Annotated in this window: 21 protein-coding genes and 1 tRNA gene; 9 read left to right on the plus strand and 13 right to left on the minus strand. The window is 58.5% G+C overall.

Annotation, left to right across the window (positions count from 1 at the left end):
• Positions 1–143: 143 nt before the first annotated feature.
• The gene (locus tag DWV00_RS31190; protein WP_115537479.1) at positions 144–512 is read right to left on the minus strand and encodes a helix-turn-helix domain-containing protein; all 369 of its coding nucleotides are present in this window, start codon (positions 510–512) and stop codon (positions 144–146) included.
• A 245-nt stretch (positions 513–757) separates the two neighbouring features.
• On the opposite strand from DWV00_RS31190, the gene DWV00_RS31195 reads away from it, so the two are divergent.
• On the plus strand, positions 758–2,704 hold the full coding sequence (locus tag DWV00_RS31195) for a cell surface protein (RefSeq protein WP_115537480.1): 1,947 nt from the start codon (positions 758–760) through the stop codon (positions 2,702–2,704).
• Between the two features lie 276 nt (positions 2,705–2,980).
• Positions 2,981–4,108, plus strand: a complete 1,128-nt coding sequence (locus tag DWV00_RS31200) for a toxin-antitoxin system YwqK family antitoxin (RefSeq protein ID WP_115537481.1) — start codon at positions 2,981–2,983, stop codon at positions 4,106–4,108.
• Between the two features lie 599 nt (positions 4,109–4,707).
• Here DWV00_RS31200 and DWV00_RS33825 read toward each other — a convergent pair.
• Positions 4,708–5,052, minus strand: coding sequence for a hypothetical protein (locus DWV00_RS33825; RefSeq protein ID WP_147298016.1), 345 nt, complete (start codon positions 5,050–5,052; stop codon positions 4,708–4,710).
• A 182-nt stretch (positions 5,053–5,234) separates the two neighbouring features.
• Here DWV00_RS33825 and DWV00_RS31205 point away from each other — a divergent pair, with 182 nt between their 5' ends.
• From DWV00_RS31205 to DWV00_RS31215, 3 genes are all read left to right on the plus strand, one after another.
• Positions 5,235–5,843, plus strand: a complete 609-nt coding sequence (locus DWV00_RS31205; protein ID WP_115537482.1) for a hypothetical protein — start codon at positions 5,235–5,237, stop codon at positions 5,841–5,843.
• A 233-nt stretch (positions 5,844–6,076) separates the two neighbouring features.
• Entirely contained in the window at positions 6,077–6,871 is a 795-nt protein-coding gene (locus tag DWV00_RS31210; protein WP_147298017.1) for a hypothetical protein, read from the plus strand.
• 76 nt (positions 6,872–6,947) lie between these two features.
• Positions 6,948–7,346, plus strand: a complete 399-nt coding sequence (locus DWV00_RS31215; protein WP_115537484.1) for a DUF2513 domain-containing protein — start codon at positions 6,948–6,950, stop codon at positions 7,344–7,346.
• 355 nt (positions 7,347–7,701) lie between these two features.
• Here the strand turns inward: DWV00_RS31215 and DWV00_RS31220 are convergent, their stop codons facing one another.
• From DWV00_RS31220 to DWV00_RS31230, 3 genes are all read right to left on the minus strand, one after another.
• Complete coding sequence (locus tag DWV00_RS31220; RefSeq protein ID WP_115537485.1) at positions 7,702–8,670, minus strand: abortive infection family protein; 969 nt, start codon at positions 8,668–8,670, stop codon at positions 7,702–7,704.
• Positions 8,671–8,715: 45 nt separating this feature from the next.
• Positions 8,716–9,105 (minus strand): hypothetical protein, encoded by a 390-nt coding sequence (locus tag DWV00_RS31225; protein WP_245965111.1) that lies wholly within the window; start codon positions 9,103–9,105, stop codon positions 8,716–8,718.
• 180 nt (positions 9,106–9,285) lie between these two features.
• Positions 9,286–11,931, minus strand: a complete 2,646-nt coding sequence (locus DWV00_RS31230) for a hypothetical protein (RefSeq protein WP_147298018.1) — start codon at positions 11,929–11,931, stop codon at positions 9,286–9,288.
• Positions 11,932–12,277: 346 nt separating this feature from the next.
• Between DWV00_RS31230 and DWV00_RS31235 the strand changes: the two genes are divergently transcribed.
• Entirely contained in the window at positions 12,278–13,111 is an 834-nt protein-coding gene (locus DWV00_RS31235) for a hypothetical protein (protein WP_147298019.1), read from the plus strand.
• Positions 13,112–13,215: 104 nt separating this feature from the next.
• On the opposite strand, the gene DWV00_RS31240 is transcribed toward DWV00_RS31235, so the two are convergent.
• The 7 genes from DWV00_RS31240 to DWV00_RS31270 form a co-directional block, all read right to left on the minus strand.
• Positions 13,216–14,469 (minus strand): YagK/YfjJ domain-containing protein, encoded by a 1,254-nt coding sequence (locus DWV00_RS31240; RefSeq protein ID WP_115537488.1) that lies wholly within the window; start codon positions 14,467–14,469, stop codon positions 13,216–13,218.
• A 471-nt stretch (positions 14,470–14,940) separates the two neighbouring features.
• The gene (locus tag DWV00_RS31245) at positions 14,941–15,339 is read right to left on the minus strand and encodes a hypothetical protein (RefSeq protein ID WP_115537489.1); all 399 of its coding nucleotides are present in this window, start codon (positions 15,337–15,339) and stop codon (positions 14,941–14,943) included.
• A gap of 288 nt (positions 15,340–15,627) precedes the next feature.
• Entirely contained in the window at positions 15,628–16,827 is a 1,200-nt protein-coding gene (locus DWV00_RS31250; protein ID WP_147298020.1) for a DUF3296 domain-containing protein, read from the minus strand.
• Between the two features lie 251 nt (positions 16,828–17,078).
• Positions 17,079–18,398: a DUF3987 domain-containing protein gene (locus DWV00_RS31255; RefSeq protein ID WP_115537491.1), complete on the minus strand. Its 1,320-nt coding sequence runs from the start codon at positions 18,396–18,398 to the stop codon at positions 17,079–17,081.
• A gap of 1 nt (position 18,399) precedes the next feature.
• On the minus strand, positions 18,400–18,654 hold the full coding sequence (locus DWV00_RS31260; RefSeq protein ID WP_245965112.1) for a helix-turn-helix domain-containing protein: 255 nt from the start codon (positions 18,652–18,654) through the stop codon (positions 18,400–18,402).
• 269 nt (positions 18,655–18,923) lie between these two features.
• Positions 18,924–19,871 (minus strand): hypothetical protein, encoded by a 948-nt coding sequence (locus tag DWV00_RS31265; protein ID WP_115537492.1) that lies wholly within the window; start codon positions 19,869–19,871, stop codon positions 18,924–18,926.
• A 290-nt stretch (positions 19,872–20,161) separates the two neighbouring features.
• Positions 20,162–21,508: a tyrosine-type recombinase/integrase gene (locus DWV00_RS31270; RefSeq protein WP_115537493.1), complete on the minus strand. Its 1,347-nt coding sequence runs from the start codon at positions 21,506–21,508 to the stop codon at positions 20,162–20,164.
• A 100-nt stretch (positions 21,509–21,608) separates the two neighbouring features.
• On the opposite strand from DWV00_RS31270, the gene DWV00_RS34255 reads away from it, so the two are divergent.
• A tRNA-Lys gene (locus DWV00_RS34255) sits at positions 21,609–21,712 on the plus strand.
• 263 nt (positions 21,713–21,975) lie between these two features.
• On the opposite strand, the gene DWV00_RS31275 is transcribed toward DWV00_RS34255, so the two are convergent.
• Positions 21,976–22,554, minus strand: a complete 579-nt coding sequence (locus tag DWV00_RS31275; protein WP_115537494.1) for a hypothetical protein — start codon at positions 22,552–22,554, stop codon at positions 21,976–21,978.
• 296 nt (positions 22,555–22,850) lie between these two features.
• Between DWV00_RS31275 and DWV00_RS31280 the strand changes: the two genes are divergently transcribed.
• Together DWV00_RS31280 and DWV00_RS31285 are read left to right on the plus strand one after the other, a co-directional pair.
• Positions 22,851–23,336, plus strand: coding sequence for a hypothetical protein (locus tag DWV00_RS31280; RefSeq protein WP_147298021.1), 486 nt, complete (start codon positions 22,851–22,853; stop codon positions 23,334–23,336).
• A 242-nt stretch (positions 23,337–23,578) separates the two neighbouring features.
• Positions 23,579–23,830 (plus strand): DUF1272 domain-containing protein, encoded by a 252-nt coding sequence (locus DWV00_RS31285; RefSeq protein WP_115537496.1) that lies wholly within the window; start codon positions 23,579–23,581, stop codon positions 23,828–23,830.
• Positions 23,831–24,043 lie beyond the last annotated feature (213 nt).

The following is a 24,043-nucleotide window of genomic DNA, read 5'->3' on the forward strand; positions in this document are numbered from 1 at the left end:
GACTACCTGCTGTCGAGTTACGTCCTGTCAAGCGGGCAAAAAATCTGGATCCAAACAACCGGTGGGCGGTCAGCGACTGTCGTTTTATTGCCGGCTGAGGATTCTAAGCTGGAGCGGTCCTTGAGCGACACACTACACGGCCGTTAGCGACGGACCGTATCCGCTTGGCGGCGGGTTAAACGCGTTGACAGGCGCTCGAAGACCTCCAGCAACATCGTTCGATCAGCTGTAGAAAGCCGTGACATTAACCGATCTAGGTGATTTGCCTGGTCGCTCGATCGGCTGCTGGCCTCAGTTAGAAGGTCTGCCGCATCGCAGGCGAAGATGTCCGCCAACTCGAAGAGGCGCAGTACTGTGGGGATAACGGTCCCTCGTTCCATCCGTGACACGGCCTCCAGGCCAATGCCCAGACGTTCCGCCACTTGTTCCTGCGTCAATCCACTCGTAGTGCGCTGCTTCGCAATGGCTCGCCCCACCGCCACGGCGAGATTTTCTGTGCCCGATTTCGGCATGGTCCCTCCCGGTCAACCGGAATGGTTGAGCACCATCCCTTTGATATGAAGGACTTTTAGGGTTGATATTCAACTTTTTAAGAGATATGCCGATATAACTTTCGGAGCCCATAGCCAGTGCGCACCCGCGGTATGCCATGGCAAGGGTTAGCAATGAAGTGGAGCAAGCGGAATTAGGCGCCCAACACGCTTGCGAGGCATAAGACGCCCCCGAGGGGCAATCATTGAAGAAGAGGACTTGAAAATTGAAACCGATTCGTAATGCACAATTGAGGAAACTTGCGCTCGCCGCATCTCTGGCGCTCTCGCTGGCTGCCTGCGGCGGCGGCGGCACCTCATCCACGACTTCACAACCCGCGCAGCAAGCGGCGACCTCCGTTGGCGGCACTGTTGCAATCGGTACGGCACTTGCCGGCGCAACCGTGACCGTCATCGATGCCAATGGCAAGACGGCCACCGGCACGTCCAACACGGACGGCAGCTATACCGTTTCGGTGCAAGGGCTAACGGCACCGCTAGTGCTGGAAGCGCAAGATCCCTCAGGGGCGTCCAGTCTGCTCTATTCGGTCGTGCCGACACTCACATCGAGCGGCACGTCGCTAACTGCCAACGTCACGCCGCTCACTACGGCAGTCGCGGCACTCTTGACCGCCTCAGGTGATCCGGCAGATCTGCTGACGAGTCATTCGACCGTCACGACCGCCAATGTCTCGAACGCAGAGAAGGTGCTCGACCAAGCATTGGGTCCGATCCTCGGTGCGAACAACGTGGCAAGTACCCTCGATCCGATCGCGACCGCCTTCACGGCGAACCAAACTGGCCTTGACGCCGTTATCGATTCCGTTTCGGTGACGGCCTCGACCAAGGGAACGGGTCTTCAGATCACGAGCCTCGCCGATCCGAACACTGCCATCCAGCTCAATAGCTCGACGTCGGTATCGACTACCTTATCTGCGCCCTCGCAACCGGCCAACTACCTGGCGAGCTTCCAAGCCTCGATCAGCCAGTGCATGACCGACGTGCAGGGTGGAGCGACCATCACGAGCGACGCCGCGTGTACGCGCGCGATCGACGCCAACTATCTGAACCAAGGCTTTTCGACACCACAAGCACGTCACCCCCAACCGTATGTTGCGGGAGTGAAGCTAACCGGCATCAAGACGTTGGCGATGCTACCCGCCGGCACGATCCCGAACACCACGGGACCCGTCGCGCTCGTCTACATGCTGTACACGAACGCATCGGGTCAACCGGGCTTTGTTTCGGATTTCGTGGAGCAAACGGCAAATGGGTGGCAGTTGATTGGCAACCAGGAGCAATACGACCTCTACATCGCCTCGTTCGTGGGGCGCTTGCAATATGTCGATCAGGCGGACGCAGCGAATAACCGCTACGAATCGGGGCTGCGTTTCCTGATCCCGACTACCGTGACGGTAAACGGCAGCTCGACGGTCGTTGGCTCCGCGCTGGTGACCGGGCCCGGCTTGCCGGCGAACGGGGTTTGGCTGGTGCTGAGCGGTCACGATGCCTATCTGACATTCCCGGCAACGGCGCGCACGGTTCCGATGTATTGCCCCGGCCTCCCGGTAAGCACGACATGCACGATGTCCGAGGGCACGAGCTCGGAATACAAGTGGGCCTGGACACCGATCTCGGGTAGCAGTGTGACGGTACCGAGCACCTCCGACTATGCATCGCAGTCCGGCGATCCAAGCACCATCCAACAGTTCGGAGCGTACACAGTAACGCTGTACAACCCGAGTCAACAACAGATCGGCACGCCTCAGACCGTAGTCAACATCGCCGCGATTCAAGCTCCGCAAGCTGGGGCTCAAGCCTCATGGCAAACGCTGGGCAACGACGTCGTCAGCAACTTCCTGACGGTAGGTGGTTCGGCTACAGGCTCGGGAGTGACGAGCCTCTCGCTCGACTGGACGGAACCGGCACTCAATCCGATCACGCCGACGACGATCCTGACGGGCGAGGTAACTCAAGCGCCAAATTCCGTTGCGACGTTGGGCTATGACTTCAACAGTAGTCCAACCATCAGTCAAAGCGGCACGAACTATTCGGCGACGAACACGAATCTCTTGACGGAAAACCCCTTGTCCAGTGATTCGCGTCGCTTGATCGCCTTACTCGAGCAGGTCGACGGCGACTTCTACATCAACACTTGGCAGTACGGAAACTAATCGAATCGGCTTGTTGCACGCCGCGCTCGATTCCAACTCGAACGGTCCGGCCCGCTTCCATGAGGCTTCCCGAACCGCTTCGCTTTAACGGCCGGCGCAACGCTGGTTCACATAATCGAAATCGCTCTCGTGCTCCGGCATAGCCCTCGGATCAAGCCGGAGCATCCTTGCCGATCGGTTCGCCGGTCGGCCTTTTTCGCCCGCGTTTGACGGTCGTCTCCCGCGCATCGACATGCACTGCTGCTACTCGATCAATTCGATCTTCCTCCCAAGCTCGTGAAAAATACCCATGCTCAACGCCGCGGCGCGGCGCTCACCGCCATCGCGATTGCGGCTGTAGTTCTCGCCGGATGCAAAGGCGAAGTGCTCGACTATCGAAACGCTCAGATGGTGAACGGCAAAGTCTACGACGGGAGCGCCAACGAGCCGTTTTCCGGGAAGCTAACGAACGTCCCCGATCGCTCGCTGCTGATTCAGCAAGCCGGGTTTCAGATGGTCGGTAAACTCGCGAGCATTGCCCTCGCTGACGGTGTGCCTGCTACCGAACGCAACGTGCAGTCGTTCCTTGGCAGGGCCGGCGCCGAAACGCTGCTCTCCGGTGCATTGTGTGACGTGCAGATCGAAGGCGGCCTCCCTAACGGTCCGGCAGTCTGCAAAGCACCGCAGTCGGACGTTGTCCGGATCGCAACATCGTTTAAGCATGGCGCGCTCGACGGTTCGCTCAAGCTCTCCGGCGGTCAAAGCGATGGTCCGCTGTTAGAGGCGACATTCAGCAACGGCCAGCCCGACGGTACGGAAAAGGTGTACAGCTGGACCGATCACAAACTCATCCACACATTCCCCTGGAGCAAGGGTGTCGCGGCGGGTACCGAAGAAGCGTTCGACGCCAACACAGGTGCACTGGTCAAGCGGGCAACGTTCGTCGATGGGAAATATGAGGGGGAAGTCGTCCACTATGCCCCGGATGGCAAGCAGGTCACCCTCAGGGCGACCTATGTGAACGGCAAGCTCAACGGGCCTTACAAGGAATGGGATCCGAGCGGACCGCTTATCGCGGACAAAACGTATTCGAATGGCGTGGAAGTCGGAGCAGACGGTTCGGATGTCGGTTCATGCGTGAACGAATGGGAGGATGCCTATCGGGCTGTACCGAGCCATCCAGCGTTTCCCGCGCCAGAATTGACGCAGAAGTGGGAAGCGTCATGTCGAGCAGGCAAGCATCCCTCAGCGCCAGACGCCGAGATGCCTAGCCCGGCAGTTTCCATCGAGAAGCCCACATCTGATGGTTGCGTCAAAGCGTGGACCGCAGCGTACCGGCACGAAAACGGAGATGACGCAGTCGTCACGACCGACCAACTCGGTGAATGGAAATCATGGTGCAAGGTAGGCAAAGAGCCGAACTAACGCGTCGAATCTGAAGCAGCATAGTGGGATGCGCCTTCCGGCGCATCCCACTTCCGATACTGAAATTCTTTTTTGGAACAATGAATCGGTGAGCGAGCTGGCTTACAACCGAGATCTGACAAAGTCCTTTCTCCGGGCTCACCATGAGCTTGGCGGTGCGCCTCCTTTTCTTTGAAGGAGTACGCACCGCTCATTACATTTACAACGCCGGCTGACTGAACAAGATCAGCAGCAAGGCCAGCGCGCCGAGGCACAGAAGCCTGCTCATGGCTGAGATCCTCAAGTACTGTGGGAGGGAAAAGCGGCAGGCAGCTCGCCCAGCCGGAGGCAGGAGCTGTGTTTCCCATCGCTTTCATGACTAAAACGGTATGAAAGGGCTGAAGCATTTGCTCCAGCGTTTCAAAGAGATGCGTCCCGCTGGGCTACCCGCAGTGCAAAAACAGCACGCACAAGAACTGGGATTGCCTAGACGCAACTCGTCACAATTCAGAATTTGCGTCAGCCGTAGAACACGGCGACGACAGCTCTACTTAGACGCAGAGCGTTCCACGCCCTCAAAAATTCAAGGCGCAACTTGGGCTTTGGGCCCGACTTTAGTTTCAAACAGTGGCGAGTGAAGCCACCGCGCCCGCGTGGCGGGCATTAAATGGGCTTGCACAAAACAAGCCATGAATTCCTAGTGGACACAGACTACCATCCACGCCATGGGCATGCAATAGGGCCAGATAGTTCACCCCGAACCGATTTCTCCTAACCATTGCCGAATCTACGGGATCCCAAAGAGCGACTTGCGCATCGCGGCTGGTCGCCGGTGCTTCCTTCTCGATCACGATGTCGTCGTGCGTTTGTGTTCGCAGCGATGGCATCTTGTTCATCGAATCCGATACGATCTCGTCGACATTGAGCGCCGCGCTTGACGTGCTCGCCCACCAGGGCGCGGACATACTGATGCCTCGTCATCGCGCACCCGCGCGAAGTTTGTACCGCCGCTTGGAGGCTTTTTTTGCCGATCGTGCTGCGACCAGGGCATTAGCTATCGGGTTGGCGACACCGATAATCCCATTGCATTTGCATTTCGGGGTAGTTTTAGGGTATTTTTCAGGGTAACGCAACCCGAAACGGAGCAATGATGCCCCCGATTCAATATGCCAACGCGAGCGATGGTACCCGCACACACGTCATAATTCCAGTCGACGAATTCGAGCGCGACTACGTGCGCGTCGGCACGACTAACGCGGTGCCCGTGTCCGATCCTGTACCCGAGTCGCTGCTGAGTGCGGACAAGCTGTTCATTAAGCTGCCGCATGGCGGTCCGGACGCGAAGATCGACGTTCACGCGTTCGCTTACGCGTTGTGCCGTCGCGGCACAAAGGATACGGTACTCCCGGTCGTGCCGGTCGTGCCGATCGCCAAAAAAACGCAAAAACTGGCCGACTTCGAGGCCAAGCGCGACGATGAGGACAAAACCGTCGGCCCCATAAACGGCCTTGACGCGATGTTGCGGCGTTGCTGCCTTCCGGAGGGGTCGCCCTATCGAGATACGATGCAGGCGACAACGGCCGTTGTCGACGCTCTTGTCGAAACCGGCTTGTTCAAGCGCACGACCCAAACCATGCCTGGGTTCTACCGGCCTGTGCAATGTCTTTCAGTAGTCGAAGACAAAATCGTCGCCTTTGTCAATGAGCACGACGAACCGGACAACCCAATCGACCCGCACCTCCTGATTCTCCCCTGATATTTCAGTGTCGCGCCCCCCCAACACGAACAGGCGAAGGCCCGCACGACGGCTTTCGCCTGTTTTCTTTTATCAGGTGTACGGTTTGGTATGTTGGAGCTAGGCGACCGCCTCAGGCCCTCAATAATTCACCGCCGAGGCCGTTGATACATGTGTGTCGGGCCACCCGCCGGCGCCTCACGCTCGACATCGGAGCCTGTCGCTGTTCCTTCCCCCCTCTCTAGGAGTAATGCTTGAACACCGTGATGACCTTTCAGGAATCGCCGGGCGACCCGGACGGCGACTGGCCCCTTCTCTTGCGGACCTACCTCTCGACGTCCTATCTGACCAGCGCCGCGCTGCTGGCGAAGAAGGCATATGAGATCGAAATCGATCCGGCGGTTCGGGAACGCGGGTTTGGCGTGGTGGAGCGAGACGAACACCACGCCTGCGCGAGCGCAGCGATCATTATGAGTGCGCTGGGCGTGGAAGCCTTCGTGAACGAGCTGTTTGCGGATTGCGAGGCCGCCGGTGGACGCAACCTGTTTGGTTTGAGCTCATCGCGCGCCGAAAAGTTGGCGCGAGTATGGCGCCAGCGCCCGCCTAAGCGCGAGCACGGGCGGCGCCGCCGAAAGCAGACGGACGATTTCCAATTGCAGCCGTCCCTCAGCAAGTACGCCCGGGTCCTGCGCGAGCTTTGCCTGCCCCGACTCGACTTCAAGACGGAGTCGGTCAAGGCGATGCAGACGCTGATCATGCTGCGTAACGTGCTCGCACACTACAAGTTGGCGATCCGCACGGTGGATGGGCAAGGTGAGCAACGGGCGCGGACTGACCTTGAGCAGCGGTTGCGGGCGGTTCTCCCTGACCACGACCCGATGTCCAGCTCGGACAATTCCTATATCCCTGATGGCGTCATTGGGCACACCGTGGCCGAATGGAGCGTGCGGACCGCTGTCGCGTTCCTGGAGGACTTCCGTCAGTTGTTGTCGGTGACACCACAGCCAGGCCACCGTTGGCCAACGCAAGTGATGCTGATGACTCGCTGAGGCGCGAGAAGCGACCACGGGCATACAGGTTACCGAGGCGAGAAGTTTCAAGGATGACTGCCATAGGGGTTACAGAATGAAGCGTGACATGGACCTGATCCGCGAGCTGATGCTGAAGCTCGAGGCGCTGTCTGTTCCATTGACCGAGATCAAACCGATCGATGGTCACGAGCCTGCGGTGCAAGTCGACGGCTACACCGTAGAGCAGATCGACTATCACCTGTTGCTGCTGGAACAGGCCGGCTTCATTCACGGTGGCGGGCTAGAAAACTTCGGCATGCGATTCGGGCCCGGCATTGGCTTTCAGAGCTTGACCTGGGCGGGACACGACTTTCTCGAATCGGTACGCGACCCCGATGTCTGGGACAGGACCAAGCAAGTGGCGTCGGCCGCGGGCGGCTTTACGGTCGATCTTCTCGTGTCGGTCGCGAAGTCGCTTGTGGAGGGCGCGGTCAAGGGGTTGATCGGTGGCTAACACGAGTCTCGCCACTTCTGCCGGAGTGTCCGTCGCACCCGCACCGGTTCGCTCGCTAGCAGTCGACGCTGGAATATGTCACCCCCTATGAGTTTGAACAAGCTCGAAAAACTTAACTGGCTGTCCACGGAACCGGCAGAGCCCACTAGACCACGCTGGAACGCCCTAATCCGATTTAGCTGAATTGGCCATACCGCCGACAATTGGCCCGACGAACCCAGAAGCGCTCATGGCGCGTTTTTCGACGGTGACGCTCATAGACGGCTCCGGTGATGGATGGATTGAAGCGCCGAACAACAGTGTGCCGCCCGCGGCTCGCCTCGCCCGGAAGCGTTGCGCTCACCGACGTCGCTGCTCAGGACGCTGGCACCGGACTTTGATCGTCCGTCACTGGCGCCGCGTCCGCCTCGCGAGGCGTCGGCGGGCGCGCCCGGTGGCGATTCAGCAGGAAAATCGCCGCCGCTGCGGTCGCGTTCTTCATGAGCACAGCATATGCGGCATCGGGTGCTGCCGAGCCGGGCGTCGCCGCATGCGCAGTGCTGAAGCGGTTGCGAAGTTGGCCAACACCGTTGCCGATTGTTCGGATACCGTGCATGACTTGCATCACCGCTTCCTTGGCCTCGGCGGTTTCATCGCGGCCCAGCGCATCGACGCATGCCCTCAGGCGCGTCGTGAGGGTTTTCTCACTCCCGACTTTGATTCCGCGCTCGTGCAGGATCAGCGCGCAAAGCTCCTCGAGGAAAGCGTAACTGCGCGTGAGGCCGTCGGCCGGATCGAGCAGCATCGCCTTGAGCAGATCGGCCCACTTCCGTTCCATCGCCTCGCCTCCGAAACCGGCTAGGCTCCCGGTCATCTCCGCGTCGATCGAGGCCGACTCGGCTTCGAGGACCATCTGCACTGCGGTCAGAGAACCGTCGATCCGCACCTCCCGTTCGCCCAACCGCTCCCCGATACACTTAAACAGTGATGCCAGCACGGTGTCGGTCATCACCTTTTCACGCCACACCGCGTCGCATTTAGTGAGGGAGACGCTCTGCCACGATCGATCCTCCTGCGCGACTCCTTGGTAGGCGTCTGCCTGGTCGTCCCCACTATGGCGGTACAGAACGCTCAGGCGGCCGCCGCCAAAGTGAAGTTTGCCGTAGACAAAGTCGTCCTCGCCCCATTGATCGAGGTTCGTGATGTCGCTCACCGCGCTGATCGGTTGTTCGCCAACGGCGGCTGTCAAATCGGCGGTCAGTACCTCCACGCGAGCCAGGAGCGCTGCCTCTTTCTGCTCGAGCCGCTGGCGCTGCGCCATCAAGGCGCTGATCGGATTGTCCATTGGTGTTGGGCGCCGGCGACCGGCGATTCATGTTTGATCGAAAAGTTAGTGCGGCGTGAGGCTCAACAGCGACGCGGCCGAGCTGAGCACCACGGCGCCAGCGGTCAACGCGGCGGCGATCCGGTTACGGCGGCCTGCCTCAGCGGCCTGATTCCAGTCGGCCATATTCAGTTGTCCTTGCTGCAGGTCAGGGTCCGGTGACAGGATGGCGTGGGGATCCCCGCCGAGCGGGTCCCAAGGCGCGCGGGTCGACCAGACCCAGGCGCCGGCCGCGGCCAGGCCAACCAGCAACCCGCCGACCGCGCACCACCAGGCGGCTGTCCCGCACCAATCGAACGTACAGTAAAGCATCGTGGTTTCCCCTATGCCCGTCCCTGATGGGGTGGACAGCAGCACCAACAAGATCGCCACCGCACCCCCGGCCGAATTCGCCATTTTTTCAGCATAGTGAATCGTTCAACGCTGTGCCCTTCGCGTCGCCACCGGGCCGGTCCCGGGGCAGGCGTCGCAACGGCCTGCAAAAGGGAATAGCGCGAACGCCGGGCGCCCTTTTGTGGCAATCTGCCCGTCACCAGCCGCGTACACTGGCGCGCAGGTCCAGCCGCAGTGGCCGCGTCAAAGCTTGCCAGCCACGTCTCCTAAGAGTCGCGTGAACCCATCATCGCCCATGTCCAGGATCGTCCCCCACAGCGCGAAACTGATGGCCGAGCGAGCCACTTTCCACGGCCTTTCAAATTCTCTGGCTGGAAACCGGCCGGCCCGTACAGATTCCAAGCGCTGCCCGGTTCGCTTGACGAGCATGTCGGCCGCCTGTTGACCACTGACCGGATACTTCTGCTTGTAGTCGCTGGCCGACATCGCACCGAGATAGGCCATATGGAAGGCTTGGGCAACGGGCAGCTCATTGACCAGCGCACGGGTCAGATCAGCCACCTCTTCGGTATCCCGTGGCTCGGGCCAGCCGCGCTCCTCTGCGAGAAAATTGAGGTACTCGACGACCTCGCCGCGGGCGATTTCAAGCGTGAGCGGTTGAACCTCCTCGCGCCACGCCTTCGGTATCGTGCCGTTCAGGGCGCGCAGACGTTCGACTAGGAACTCGCACGACGGCGAGAGGCGCCACCTGATGCTGTCGAAACGCCATCCCGTAAGCTCACCGTCCTTGAAGGCGAATGCGTCAATGCTCGTTTTCGGATGGACGGTGACAAGCCCTGTTTTCAGAAGATCAAACAGGATGCGCCGACAACTTACGACCGGGGCGAACGGGATCGCGCTCGCTTTGAACGGCGGCAGATCGTCGTCGCCTGGTTCGGCATTCGCACATCTCAAGAGCGCAAGCAACGCCACCGCCGAACGCAACGAGATGTCGGCTGGTTCAATGCTACCCTCCACAAGCGCAGGGTAGCGCGACAGTTCTTCGCGAATCATCCGCCGTTTAGCCGCATCCACGTCTTCGCACCGTTTTCGAGCGCTTTCAAGCGCGCTTTCGAGCTGTGCCTTGCGCTCCGACGCGCTTGCCGGAAATTGCAAAACAAAACCGGCGATCTCCTCCAAAAATTGCGCGTCGGCGGACGTTTTGCAGAGCAGAAGCGAGTTGAAGATCGCGGAGCCGTTTTCGGGCTGATTGGCTAGGGTTCGCTGATAGGCGGCTCGAGCTGTCGCATCTTTTTTCATCCACTGGGCGCCTAGTCCGAGATCGAACTGGACGTCGGGCCGATTGTCGCTCTGCGAGACAATATCGATCAACTGATAGAACTCGTTGCGTACCTCTCTCGAACGCAGTTCGTCGAGGACTCTTTCAACTATGTCGTAGCCGCTTGGCGCGGGCACCGGGGTATCTTTGAGCCAGTCTATGACGCCAGCCGCGAAGCGCCGGATCGATTCGGTTTCGCGGCAAGCCAGATCGACTGTCAGTTCCCCGTGAGTCACTGCGTACTTGTCTTGATTGCTGGCCCACTCCGAGGCGATCCATTGCCGCCCGATCGTAGCCCAGTCCGGATCCGCGCGATGAGCGCGAATGGCGGTGTGCAGGGAGAGTAATCGTCCGCTGAACTCCGCTTCGTAACCCGCGATGTCGCCGAGAACTTCGGCGAGACCATCCCAGAACGAAGTCGGTAGATCTGCGACCTCGACGCCCGCATCGGTCTGCTCGTCTATTTTCAAGTTTGCATGGCAGGCCCGAAAAAAAAGACTGGCGCACCCATGCGATGCGGTACCGAGCCTCGTGAGAAGCGGCCGTACGTCGCCGCATGACCAAGCATGTGCCCAGGTATCCCACCCGGCTCCCTCGATTGGCGCCGTGTCGTTTGAGAGATCGTACGCCTCGAAGCCGGGCCCATAGCCTTGCGCCCACCGCGCATCAAGATAGCGGTCACCAAGTTCACTCACACGCTCCGGGGCAACTCGGCAGGCGGCCTCAAGCGCGGCCAGGCATGCGATCACGCGATTCTCTCTGTCCAACGATGCGTCACCAAGCAGACGATCGAATCCCGACATCGCGTCGGACCCATTCTGTTCGATCGCGACAATGCACCGCGCGAGTTCGATGTGAAAGAGAAGGTTGCTCGATGGGTCAAAACTGCTGCGCTCGCGTACCTCAAGCTGGTTCAGGTACTCGAGCGCCTCGGCCGGTTGCCCTGCATTCGCCGCGACCTTCGCAGCCTCCCAGATGTAACGAGGCGCCGGTGACCGGTTCGGCATTGCTTTGAGCAATGCGTATTGCTCGGCCGCGTCGACGTCGTCAATCTGCCTCTCAAGCAGGACTGCGAGGCGGATAAACTGATTGGCTGGGTGAAGCTCGAGGAGGCGCTCAACGTCACATCGGCGTTGCTCCCTGTTCTCAGAATCGGTGGGCCAGAATCCTTGGCTCCGGGCGACTGCGGCAATCAGCGGTACCGAGTCGGCAGCGATCACCGCCTGCAACCGCGGCCAGATCGCCTCCATGTCAGCGCGCCGCCGCTTATAGTCGGAATCGACGACAATTAGATTAGATAACAGGCCGAGACCGTCTTCCTCGAGATCGTCTCCGAGTTCAAAGAGCCGGGTTCGCGCCTCGTCGTAGTTCCCCGTCAGCCACTCGCAGTAGGCCATCTTCGTTGCGACACGCGCATTCGTGAGGTCAAGCTGGCAGTATCCGGAAAGCGCTTCGCTATATTGGGCAGAGACTAGGCATGCGTCGGCAGCGCTCTCCGGACCCGCTTCCGGATCCGGCTGTACTTTTCTCTCAAGCAGGGAGGACAGGGTAGAAAATTCTGTATGTTTCATGTATCCGGAGCGGTGGTTCATGCTTCACATGCACAGGGACTCGGAGCTGTGACCGGTCGCATAACGGTTGCTCGCGCGTACGAATAGATTTCGAGCACAAGGCCAGCGCCAATTCGCTTGCACGAAAGAGCGTGCAGCGGGAAATTTTACAAGGTTTCCCCGCGCACATTGATGCCGCATAGAGAGCGCGACGCGATGGCGCCGAGTGCCGCCAACGAACGACGTCGATGCGGACTGCATAAATCGGCAGTCGGCCGCTTTCAGTCGTTCGACATCAGTCCGTTTATCGTTAACAATCGAGTTGCAGCGAGGCGACGAACGTTTTCGTGGGATACACGGGGAAAGTATGCGTGACGAGTTGATGACCGAAGCGTTGTGTTGGGAACTTGAAAAGATGATCACGGCGGAGTACGCACGTGAAGTAAAGGCTACCGCGGACTGGGTCTTCTATTGCCCGCATGAGATCTGCCTAACGAACGTGCATACTCGAACGCAGAAGAATACATATTTCGCGGCTCGCCCGAGACACGTCAGCGGATGTCCGGATGAGGCGCCTTCATCAGAGCCCTCCGCGATTCCCGGTGCACCGAAGCGCAAACCTGTGCAAGTCAGGGAGAAGCCAATACCCAACCTGCTGGGGCCACAGCCTGCGTTAAAGCAAAAGTCCCACGCGCCTACAAAAGAAGAACTGCTGCAGCTATCCCGAGCAGTGCGATATATTCCAGCGCTACACCCCGGCACGCTGGAAGAAGTCGTTGACGCCTGGATCCGGATTGCGCCGGAGGAACGAGACCACCGAGCACTGACAATTGGCAATCAGGAGCTGACCTACAAAAGTGCTTTCAGATTCTTAGGTGGGGCTTCTGATGACGTGGACTCGCTGGCTCCCGACCGACGGATCATTTTCGGTGCCGCGACTGTAGAGAGATGGAAGCAGTGGATCCTAGTGAAGAGCAGAAAGAAGTTCTCGGCTGGAGAGGCAATGGTGCCTCTGCGTCTGGCGGTGAAGCAAGACGAGGCGCCCTGCTGGCTCACTGAAGTTGTCGATCGGCCGGCGACACTCTTCTGGCATGGCGTGATACCCGAGTTGGCCGCGAAGAAGGACGCGTACCGGTTAGAAGTCGATTTCGATTTGCTTCATGCTGGCTTCACAGTTCGGGCCGGCCATTTGACGCCTTGACACCCACCTCGCCAATCAAGGCGATCGGTCGAGGGCAGGAGCGCTGTTTGGCTCACCGCGCCGTCTGTGCAACTCCTTCCTCCATTCAACGAGCGAGACCATGGCTAATACGTCACCATGGCATTGCTCCATGCGCGCAGCGTAACGTCTCGTCGTGCTGCCCTTGACCGCGGTCGGCGCCTCTGTTTTGACGGCAGCGGTTTGCTCGCCAATATCGCGGTCGCGTCAATCTTGCCACGCTTCCGCCCCCGCCTTACCGATTCATCCTTCGGTCGAAGACTTGGCCAGATCGTACGGTCCTCGTCGCGCTTCACGGAATGAATGTAGAAATCCGGTTTTGCGATGTACGCCGCCACCCTCGTTTCGAGGTTATGACGCGTCTTGTCATCGTGGTACCTCACCGAACCAATTCCACGCTGGTCGTATCGCTGAGCATTGCAGTTGAAGTAGATACCCTTGCATTTCGTGATTTCCGTTTTCCAGTGCTCGCCAAGTTCTCTCGCGATGTCAACGTCACCGTGCAACACGTCCCCGTTCACGAACACCAGCGCGTGGTAATGCAGTCCCTTCTCGACGCCGAACTCGAGCTTCAGTACGCAGCCCAGGTACGCTCCTTCGAGCCGCTTGCAGCGCTTGATGTAGCGTCGAAACGCAATCCGATGGCTACGCACATCCTCGTAGCTAATCGACGCGCTACACGCCTTCAGATAGCTCAGATCCACCCGAATCACCAACAGGTGGTGATACTTAGCTTGTAAAGCGCGGACGAGGCGGATCAAAGATCGGTAGTTCGCAACAGCAGGTCGCAAGTAACGTCCGAGCAGCTTCCGAAACGCATCGCCACGCCCCTCATCCCGGATGGTCTTCACCGCTTCATCTAGTCTCACCGCCAAGGCCTTCAACTCGTCGTCGGTCAGAACGTGCCGCATGCTTGCCTGCCGGCGCATCTCGAACGCTGACAACAACCCAGCCGCTTCATCGCCGTCTTCGTCATGGTATACGATTCGATAAAACAGATCGACGAAAGGATTCAGTCGAACGATAGGATACTCATGCACGATGTATTTCAAATCGATCTTCAAACATGCAAGGAAGTCGTCGCCAACAGACTTCGGCACCAGCTTTACTCGCCTAGGCAGACACGGCAACGTGTTCTCAGCGAGCTTGACCGAGAACAGTGATCGTTGCGATTCGATTATGTCCTTCGTGCATGCAGCGATACGCGACACGTCGCGCGAAACTGTTCCTACTGCACCCACATGATCTTCCTCGAAACGATCCTTCGCCGAGTAGATTGCTTTGTCGAGCAACAGTTTCGCAATCTCCGTATTGCTTCGTCTCTCTACGACCGTCTTCATTTGGCTTAGCTCGTCTGTTTCTTGATCTCTCTCAAGCCCGAAGAGGCAGATGCCATGACATTCCGGTGCGAGCGCTTCACGCTCACGTGTCAGTCGTCGGCACTACCTCGAAGCCAATGTCACCGTCACTCTGGTGACGGAACGTAGAGAGAAGAACTGTTCCCTAATGGGGGATAGGAAAAGAACCGGAATTACTTCAACATCCCCGCTTCGTCATCGGCGGGATTCCGTTCTGTGATCTCTTCGTTGATGCCGGGTAATCACATACATGGTGAAGTGGTCGACTTAGTGTTTTCGGGTTCTTCACATCATCGCGTCGACGCGGTGTCGCTTGCCTACTTGCGACTCTCTCCCGTTCACGATACGCAGCGCCTGCCAGATCAGAGTTAGTAACGGTGCCTCATCTATGTCATGCACCCCGGCAGCGTGCGGCGCTACGCAGCACCGCCACGCCCACCGCCGATGCCGCCGCTATCCCTTCACTCCTCCGCTGTCACTGTTGCCACTGGTTGCTAACTCCTTAACCCTTGTTCCACAGCTTGGGCATTCTACGAATGCGACCTTCAATTCCCTCCGCACAATTGACATCTGCGTCTTGAGCGTTTGCGCAGCGATCTCCAGACGATTTTTGTTCAGCAGCTCGACAAGCTGCTCAAACGATGCCCCTTCGTTTCGCTTCGCTTCGAGCACGGGAAACAGCTCGCGCACGACTTCAATCACCGTGTACCTCTTTGGGGGCCTGAAAGCCTGTAAGCCAGACCGAAGCGCGTTGATGTCGACTTCGCCGACCGCACGCTTCGAGCTGTCGCCTCGCGCGCTCGACATCGTTTCACCCATCGGGGCATGCCCCGCATTTCCGTTCATGTTCATGTTCGCCCTCTAGAAATTTCTCGGGCACCGCTATCGTTTGATAGGCGGCACCCAAGGTGTCCACCATTCGTTGAACTCGCAGATACGTCCTATTGACGTTCCAGCCACCGTGAACCAATCGTGCTACGGCATGCAGCGCGAACACTGCGACTCGTTACCGGCTCGCCGACACCCAGCATCCGGGAGCCAGCGCCACCGCGTGTGGTACAAGAAGCAGGAACAAGCGGTTGCCGCCGGACGCGCCCGAGAGCCTTGTCACACAAGGCAAATGGGTAACTTGGATATGCCTCATTGGCCCGTCCCCCACCCCCAACCGGTATTTGGAGGACTTCGCATTGCCTTCAGCACGCGTCCCATGCCGAACCGCTTGCATTTTTTGATAGGCTTCGCTGACACATATCGCTCACGTCGGGCCATGCTGCGAAAGAAGCGCATCATTGCCTCGATCTTCGCCTCGTCGCGGCAAGTAACACTCCAGGTTCGCCATGGCCCATCTTCGGATTCGCGAATCGAATGGTTCAGGTAACGGAATTGCCCCTGCCCTTTCGTGATGGTATTCACCCAGTATTCTCCAACCGAGCCCGCCAACCACGGACTCACCGCGTTCCTCGAGCCAGCAAACAGGAACACAACACGCAGGTAATAGCCCCCTATGCGTGACCATTCGATTCTCCAGACGCAACCGACCATATCCCCGAAAATTGACGGCTTCTTTCGCATGTTGTCGAGGAGTCGGTCACGATCCTTAACCAGTTGGGATGCGTCAAAATCCGTCGGAAATTCGTGCTCTCCCCCCCCAATCTCACGACCATACAGAGCATCCATATCGTCCACCGCTTCTTGCGCCAGCGCCGTCTCGATCTCGCTCAAACGCGATTCGTCAACGCACGACTTCGCGTAGAAGAGTTCCATGTCAACGGGAATAAGAACGTCATGGTGTTCGAACTGGCTCTCGATGTAGCGCTGAAGACGCTTCTCGTTCCCGTCGCTGATGCTTTCCCAGTTGTTCGTCTGCGCTACGGTGTCTTGGCTCTCGCCCTGCTCTCGCAAAAACACAAGGAAGTCGCCGAACACTTCCGCCTCGATCCGATCACCATCAAATTGGAGGGTCGGTCCATTCAGTATGCAATGGCGAATCTCATGCCTAGCAAAGCACTCAAAGAACAGACGCAGGAGCGGCGAATAGTGGACAGCGCGCGAATACAGCGCTGCCATCGCATGCAACGTGCCGAAGTACCCCGCTAGCGACGACGCAGCAATGACTTTTTTCCGGCCGTTCGCCACGATGATCTTGAACGCTGGGTCTCCGGTTCTGATCGTGCGGTGCATGAACCGCACCAGATTGGGCAGAGAACGCGAATCTCGGCCAATTGATAACCTAGTTCCATCTTTAAACCGCACGCTGTTGTGCGTCATGTCGAGGCCGCGAGCATCAAGCACCGGATCACCATCCTGCTCCATCTCGAACCATTCTCGTTTTGCTGCCATGTCAATTTCCTTTTCGCGTCAGCTGCCACCCTGTGGCAACCGACGCAATCAACGTTGATCCGCACAGCCGTTCACTGCTGTGCGACTATTTTCTTACACCGACAAATCCTTCTTGACGATCGACAATTGATTAGCATTCCTAAATATATCTCGAATTGCTCACCGGACATTGCTTCGATTGCTACCGCCAAATTCCGATTGGTGAAGCAGCACAAGCACGGCATAAATGGCGCCGCCGCGCCCAGGCTCGATCAGAACTGCGAGTGCAACGGCCAACGGTGGTACTGCGGGCGAAAGTAAGCCGGATTGAGTTCAATCCACGCTGACTTGCCGAGTGAAATTCGGGCGTAGTTCGAGGAACACAGTACCGTCAGCGCTCGTTCTACTGCTGCCTTACTCAAGCCCATCTCCGGTGCGTGTGCGCGCAGATCGCTACGTCTGAGAGACAGTGCCGCTGTTCGATATACGAACCCATGCAGCCATTCTTCAAGGCGGTCGGCTTCTTCGTATTCTCGTGGCACCGTCGGTTGCGGCATGAAGCGCAGCTTGTAGTGCTCCGTGAACCACGAACCTATGGCCTCGGCCCGCTCCAGTTCTTCTCCCGATACGTCGCCCGGGACACCCTCGAATACGTGCAATCCAGCCGCAATGCGCACGATGCTCTCGGGCTGCCTGGCGGCATGTTCTTCGAATTGCTCAAGATCGCCGCCGCGCAGTCCACGAGTCCGGTAACCGTCTGCAATGCCCTTCTGGAGCCGCACAGCCTCAGGTCGAAGTTTGACAAGCCCTCGTGTTGCACGTCCGCGCATGATGTCCAGCCAGAGATGGAGAAAATGGCGTGCAGTTTCGTCCCAGAGACGAGAATCGATCGGAACAAAATTCAGTGCGACGGGTTCACCGGCGTATTCCGCGAACTGCGTGCGCGTCGCCAGTCCTTGCGCACGCAGACGCTTTCCATGCCTTTCGTCGAAAGCGATGCGGACATGTGGTTGAGTGAGCACGAGGCTCGTGAACCGCGGATCGCGAAGGATGTAGCGGCCAGACGTCGCACGGTCAACCGAGAAGGTCTGCCCATCGAACAACTGGTTGCGAACGTTCGCGTAGCGGGCCATCGAGCCGGTCTGCGACGATGTGAACTCGTCGTCGTTTTCGTTGGCGACTGGATACTTCGCAAGCCCCTTCATCAACGCCGGCATTGAAGCGTTGTAGGTAATGTGTGTCTCGATAGGGTCTTCTCCATCGACCACGTTTGTGAGTTGTTCGCGCTGAAAGGCGTCCATCTCGGCAAATACCGCCTTCTTCGCCTCGGTTTTACCGCAGCCTGACACCGCGCTGACCTCCGTATAGATGCCGTAAGGTCCTGTGCGACCGTGCGGCGACAACATGTTCGCGACCGGATTGGCGTAAGCGATAGCGCCGTGAACCACCAATGGCCCAACGACCACCGACGGAATGCCGGTCGCGTCGACAAGAGGATCGTATAGGCTGCGGGTTTTCGGTCCGAGGGCCTCCGTCGGAAAGCGCGCAGGATCGATTGGAAGATGGAAGCCGCGGTTGTATCGAGGGTACATATCACTCTCCCCCGATCAAGGCTCGGACTTGGTCGGCCTTCCAGTACAAGCGCCGGTTGGCTGCCTTCTTCGGAACAACAGAAAAGTAAGCGCCATCGCTGGAGTAGGCCTTGCGCAACGTCTGGGGGCGAAGACCGAGAAGATCGGCTGCCTCTTCGGTGGTGAGATATTCACGCTCAGATGCAGGCGTGAACGCATGGGCAACGATGCCACTCTGGGAAGCGGCCCGCCCGGTGTCGTGGGTAGGATTCATCATTCAATTCTCCATAAGCGATTGGTAATCGCGTGGTATGGAGCCGAGATTTCCCCGTACCGGCCGGTACTCGCTCCGTAACCAACGCGGAGCGAATACTGGTGGCAATCGAAACTTCCCGTCGCAAGGCGGGATCCTGCGTGTCAACGAATCCTTTTGATTTCAGCTAGTTACCAATTTCTTGACGGGAAGTGAACGGGAACCGAACGGGAAGCCCGTATTGTCTCGCTGGTCAATATACCGGCACACTGAGCCCGCTAAGCATAAATCGGTTAGAGGCCCGCCCGCCTTTTTGGACCCGCGGATTCTTTCTCCCATCGAGACCGCCACTCGGGGAAAAAGCGTTCGAATAGGTCATCAAATATCCTGAAAGTCCAATCGCGCGGGCTTGTACGGATCAACCACAGAGCCGCCTGCACAGGATCCCAGCGCGCCAGCCGTCCTCTTCCTACCCCGTCCTTGGCTGATTTCAGCCCCTGCGACGGATTCTTGAACGAACGCTGCATCTTCTTTCTTGCGATCTCATTCTTCTGGGCCACTTCGAGCCGCGTCACGAGATCGCGCGTCAGCACCCACGCGGGCTCATCCTCCAGTTCCTTTACGGGCTCATCTTCTGTGGTGGCCTCGGGTAGGCCAGTCTCTGGAACTTTGTCAGCGGTAGGAGCCTTCGCTCGCAGAAACTCAAGCACCGCTTCCGTCTCGAAGCCAAGACCACTCAGCCAAACACGATCGTCTACGCCGAAAAGCACTGAGTCAGCTGCGAGGGACAACGGGGTCAATTGCTCTCGCCCAGACAGGAAATCGTTGAACTGATCCCTGTTGCGGGAGGTCATGCGTTCCAGCATGGCCATGGCCCGCTTTCTGCCTTCGGCATCGAGGCGAACTGGCTGGCCCGTCACGCTCCAGTTTCGCCATGCCGGGCTGTGTTCAGCATGCTCAGTCAGCTCCCAGTGCAACCGACTCGCAGCAAGCCAACGACGGTAGATGCGCGCCATCACCATCGCGGGCTGGAATGGGCCCTGCGCCACGGGCTCGACCGCATTACCCGGTAGTTTCTCGACGAAGTGTTCGATCTGCAGGGCCTCCTCCTCCGGGATTTCAACGCCATGCTCGGCGATCAAAGCGATCACCTCGTCGAGCGTGATACACGGCTTGTCGGGCAGGTTGTCCTCATACAACGGTTCAGCGAGACGCCGGACCTTCTGGGCTTGCACGGTCATGGATGTTCGGGAATCTATACCTTGTTGAAATTCAATTCCGCCGCTCGTTACCTGTCTTGCGCACCCTTCGACGGGCTCTCATGCCGGCCGGTCCGGGTATTCCTTCAATACGGCATAAAGCTGCCTTGCGGCAGCCACCTTTTCCTAAGGCATTGAATCGTCGGTCCTGGCCCCGTCGCTGCGTCTTAACAATCTGGGCGATTACTTATCTCCATGGGCTCAAGATTCTAGCGTGCGGCGAACCAGAAACGATAGGCAGAGTGGCGGCTAATGGGCCGCCGCCCCGCATCTCAAGCTACGCCACCCTCAAACTGGACTCCCGCTTGCTCCAACATCCAAGACTCGATTTTGTCGTGCCACATTCGTAGCAGATCAAGGGGACGACGCCGATAGTGTTTCTCGGCGATCGCCGACGGCTTGTGCCCCTGAATTTGCGCGACCACGCCCACGGGCACTTCAACCCATTCCGACAGCGTGCCGAAAGAGCGACGAAGACCATGCAATGTGACATGCGGGAGTTCGGCCGCCGCGAGGACCTTGTTGTGCGCAATCCGGGGTTCAGCGATTTTCCCGTCTTCCGAGGTCTTGCTCGCGAACACCCATTCGGATGGCACCCAGCTCTCTCCGCGCTCGACGAGGCGCGCGAGTTGCCGCCGGTCCGGCGGCGTCTCGTTCAGGCGCTTCAAGTTCATGAGCAGCGTCGCGAGATATGGAGTAAGAGGAATTGTCCGGCCACCAGTCCCCTCGACCTTGTCATCGAGCACGACGCTTCGCCAGCGGAAATCAATATCCTCCCACCGCAGTCCCGCCCACTCCTCACGACGCGCACCGGTAAGCAGGAGCCCCTGCAGATACGCGCTTTGGACCGGATTCGCGATCTTGCGGACCTCTTGGAACCACACTCCTAACTGCTCCCGCTGCAACGAATCGCCGTCCTTGGCCTTCACGCGCGGAACGACGTCACGCACATCGCGAGCTTTGTAGGCGTCGGTGGGCACGATTTCTTTATAGCTCGGTGAATCGTGTGTCCAACGGATAAACCCTCGCAGTAGCCGGAATGAGAGCGCCGACATCGTAGGACGGTCCTGCGACTGCAACACCATCCATTCAGCGATCCGCTCGCTGGTCAGCTCCGAAAGCTTCAAGGGGCGCAGTTGGGCCAGCGGGCCCGCCTGCGTGAGCCCCTTGCCCCGCTTCTTTGGCTTGCCGCCTTCATGAGCATGCTGAAGATGATCGTTGTAGTGCCTTTCGCTCCAGAACGGCTTGCGGCTCTCAACGTACTCATCCCAGGCTTCACCAAATGTAACGTCGCGCCGCCGCGCTTCCGCCTGCCGAGCTTCGTGGGCCGCTTGTTGCTGTGCTCGCGCCTCACGCGGGTCTTTGCCGTCGTCGATCAGGGTTTTGAGCCGCGCCGCCTCAGTGCGGGCTCGCCCCAAGTCCCAAGCTCGAGCGTCCCCGATCGTCAATCGGATTGTTTTGCCGAACAGCCGGGATTCGAAAACATAGGCTCGCGCGCCAGCGATCGTCACTCGCAACCCGAAGCCAGGCGCCTTCGCGTCCCAATAAATTGTCTGCTGTTTTCCCGGCTCGCACTGAAGGCTCTCGACACGAGCCGCCGTGAGGTTCTGCTTGGACATCGCTTCTCCGTGTAGGCACCATGTAGGCAAATCCTAGGAGAATGGATCCACTCAGGTCAACGAAAAAATCCGAAGAGGACGGCGCAACGCCTTATTTTACGGGCAGCTCAGCCTCAGCATGAATATCAATCCACATCAAGGAATGCAGAGTCTCTCGGACTCTTAATCCGTAGGTCGAGTGTTCGAGTCACTCACGCCCCACCAAAGAATTCTGCTGTAGGAAATCAAGCACTTGCGAGCGATCGCAGTGCTTTTTTTTCGTCTGTAGGGCGGGTGTAAAAGCTTGCCTTTCCCGGCGTCATCGTTCGGCCCCCACCGAATCTCCCCCGCTTCCCGAGAGGCGACAATCGCCAGCTAGCGGCGATTCCAAGCCACCCAAAAGCGTCGCTTCGGCTGCCATTGGTCCTATCTTTCGCCCTCGGCTGCGGCGACCGTCACGCGACCTGGTCGACCGCCCTATCACTCGCTTAGCAGATCCGTTTTCCGTCGCGAGACAAAATCACTTCCAATGCCGCATCCTCATACAGAGCCGTCTTAGCATTTCTAAGCAGTTGCTTCCCCGACTCGCGCAGCGACGCACTGATCGCCCCCACGATGACGAAAAGGGGCGCGACAAGCATGAACAACGCAGACAAGACGATAAAAACCGGCGACCGCAACCAAATCAGCAAGCCAACCCAGAGCAATACTTGCTTGTAAGCATTTTGAATCAGCGGTGGCCCTTCCTTCAGCGAAACCACTTCCTCTCGCACAGACGCATCGGACAAGCGTGAACCAGCGACCGACAACAACAAAAACCGCCAGACCGACAACTTGTCCGCATTGTGCAGAAACACGTTTGCCTTCTCGCGGAAAGCTTGGTAGTGCATATCCGAAAATGAGATTTCCCCCCTCGCAGCAGCGTCGAAGACCCCGTCTCGGACCTCCCGCAACCGCTGGCGGACAGCATCGACAGTAAATTGCTGCATCGGCCAGTACACCAGGGCCACTGCAACTACCCACCCAAGCAGATTCAGCAGACGATTCAAAAGTTCTACGCTACTCATCGTTCCGCCCCCTTCCTTTAGGGCCTCGACCGTTCTTTAATAGACCCCTACTCGAGCAATCCGGGTCAAGCATGCGCTCCAAATCCTTGAAGCGTTGCGACATGCTAGCCACGCTCCGGCGGCGAAGCCATCCGGCGCTTACTCGATCATCGAAGGCTCGCACATAAGCTCCCGAATCGCAGCGACAGTCCGCCAAATAGGACTGATTCACCAACGACACATGCCGCTGGGAAGGCAGGGGGCTGGCATAGTTGGCGATCGACTATTACGGCACAGTAACGGTCCGGTAGAGCCTCGTGACCGTGACCGAATCACAAAACAACTGCTCCGAAGGCATGTTCATGAATTTGATTCCGAAGCCGGTGCAAGCCCTGTTGGCCGCCTTGCTTACTGCATTCATCGTTGCACCATTTCTCTTTCTCCTGCCAGTTCCCCCAACGGATCGCTCGGCACTCATCGCGCTCGTCGTGATTTTCATTGTCGCCAGTTGCAGTGCCAGGCTGTATCTCAAGTTCGCCCCACTGAACCAAAGAGCCCTACTAGGCCTTCTCACAATGGGCGCGGTACTCAATGTCCTAACGCCGATCGCGTTTAGGCTGCTCCCAGGCGCGCTACTCGACAGGATGATCCTCGATGTGATCGCACCGCTCTTCGGCCTCGATGGCGAATATGCGCACGACGCCGCCGGCTATGAGCTCTGGTGGGAGATATGGCTGTCTCTCGCGCTGATAGCACTCTCCATCCGATGGGTCGTCCGGAGGACTGCGCTCTCGAAAGCCTAACGGTACTGCTCGCTCGGCCACAACTCGGGCTGCATGAATCAGCCGCCGCTAGGCTTACGTCGTCGGAATCAAGTCACGCAACTCGTGCCGATGAACCAAAGTCCGCCTTTTGTCAGTAAGTGATGGGCTATATAAGCCAGTAGTGGGCACGATCTAGGTAGACTTTCAGCATCGAATGCTCCTGCGCAACCGAGAGAAGCATTTCGTCGCTTTTCAGCACGCTTAACGAAAACGAGAACTCGATGCTCGAACTTAGACCTGGATGCGAGTGCTGCGACAAGGACCTATCACCGGAATCCGACGAAGCGCTGATCTGCTCGTTCGAATGCACGTTTTGCATCGACTGCGCGACCAACGTGCTGAGCGGAAAGTGCCCGAATTGCGGCGGCGAACTCGTAGCTCGGCCGCGCCGCCCGGCCATCAAGTTGGCGGACAACCCGCCCTCGACCAAGCGCGTGTTCAATCCTGCGTGTGGTCAGCAAGACAGAGGGTAAATCCAAGCGCCAATCTCCGAGCAATCAGCATCCGGTCTCGTGGGCCTCATCGCTCATTTCGTCGCCTACGAGCAGCCAATCTCCTTCCGTTCGCTCCAGAACCGCCCGCTCGTAATAGCGGCGCTCGCATTCAGCGCGCCCTTGCAACCTCTCAGATCTGGTAGTTCATCAACTGGAAACGCCATGCGATAGTCCGCCCCCGCCCGCAATGAA

This window comes from Trinickia dinghuensis (genome assembly GCF_003367175.1).
GTDB classification, from domain to species: Bacteria; Pseudomonadota; Gammaproteobacteria; order Burkholderiales; family Burkholderiaceae; genus Trinickia; species Trinickia dinghuensis.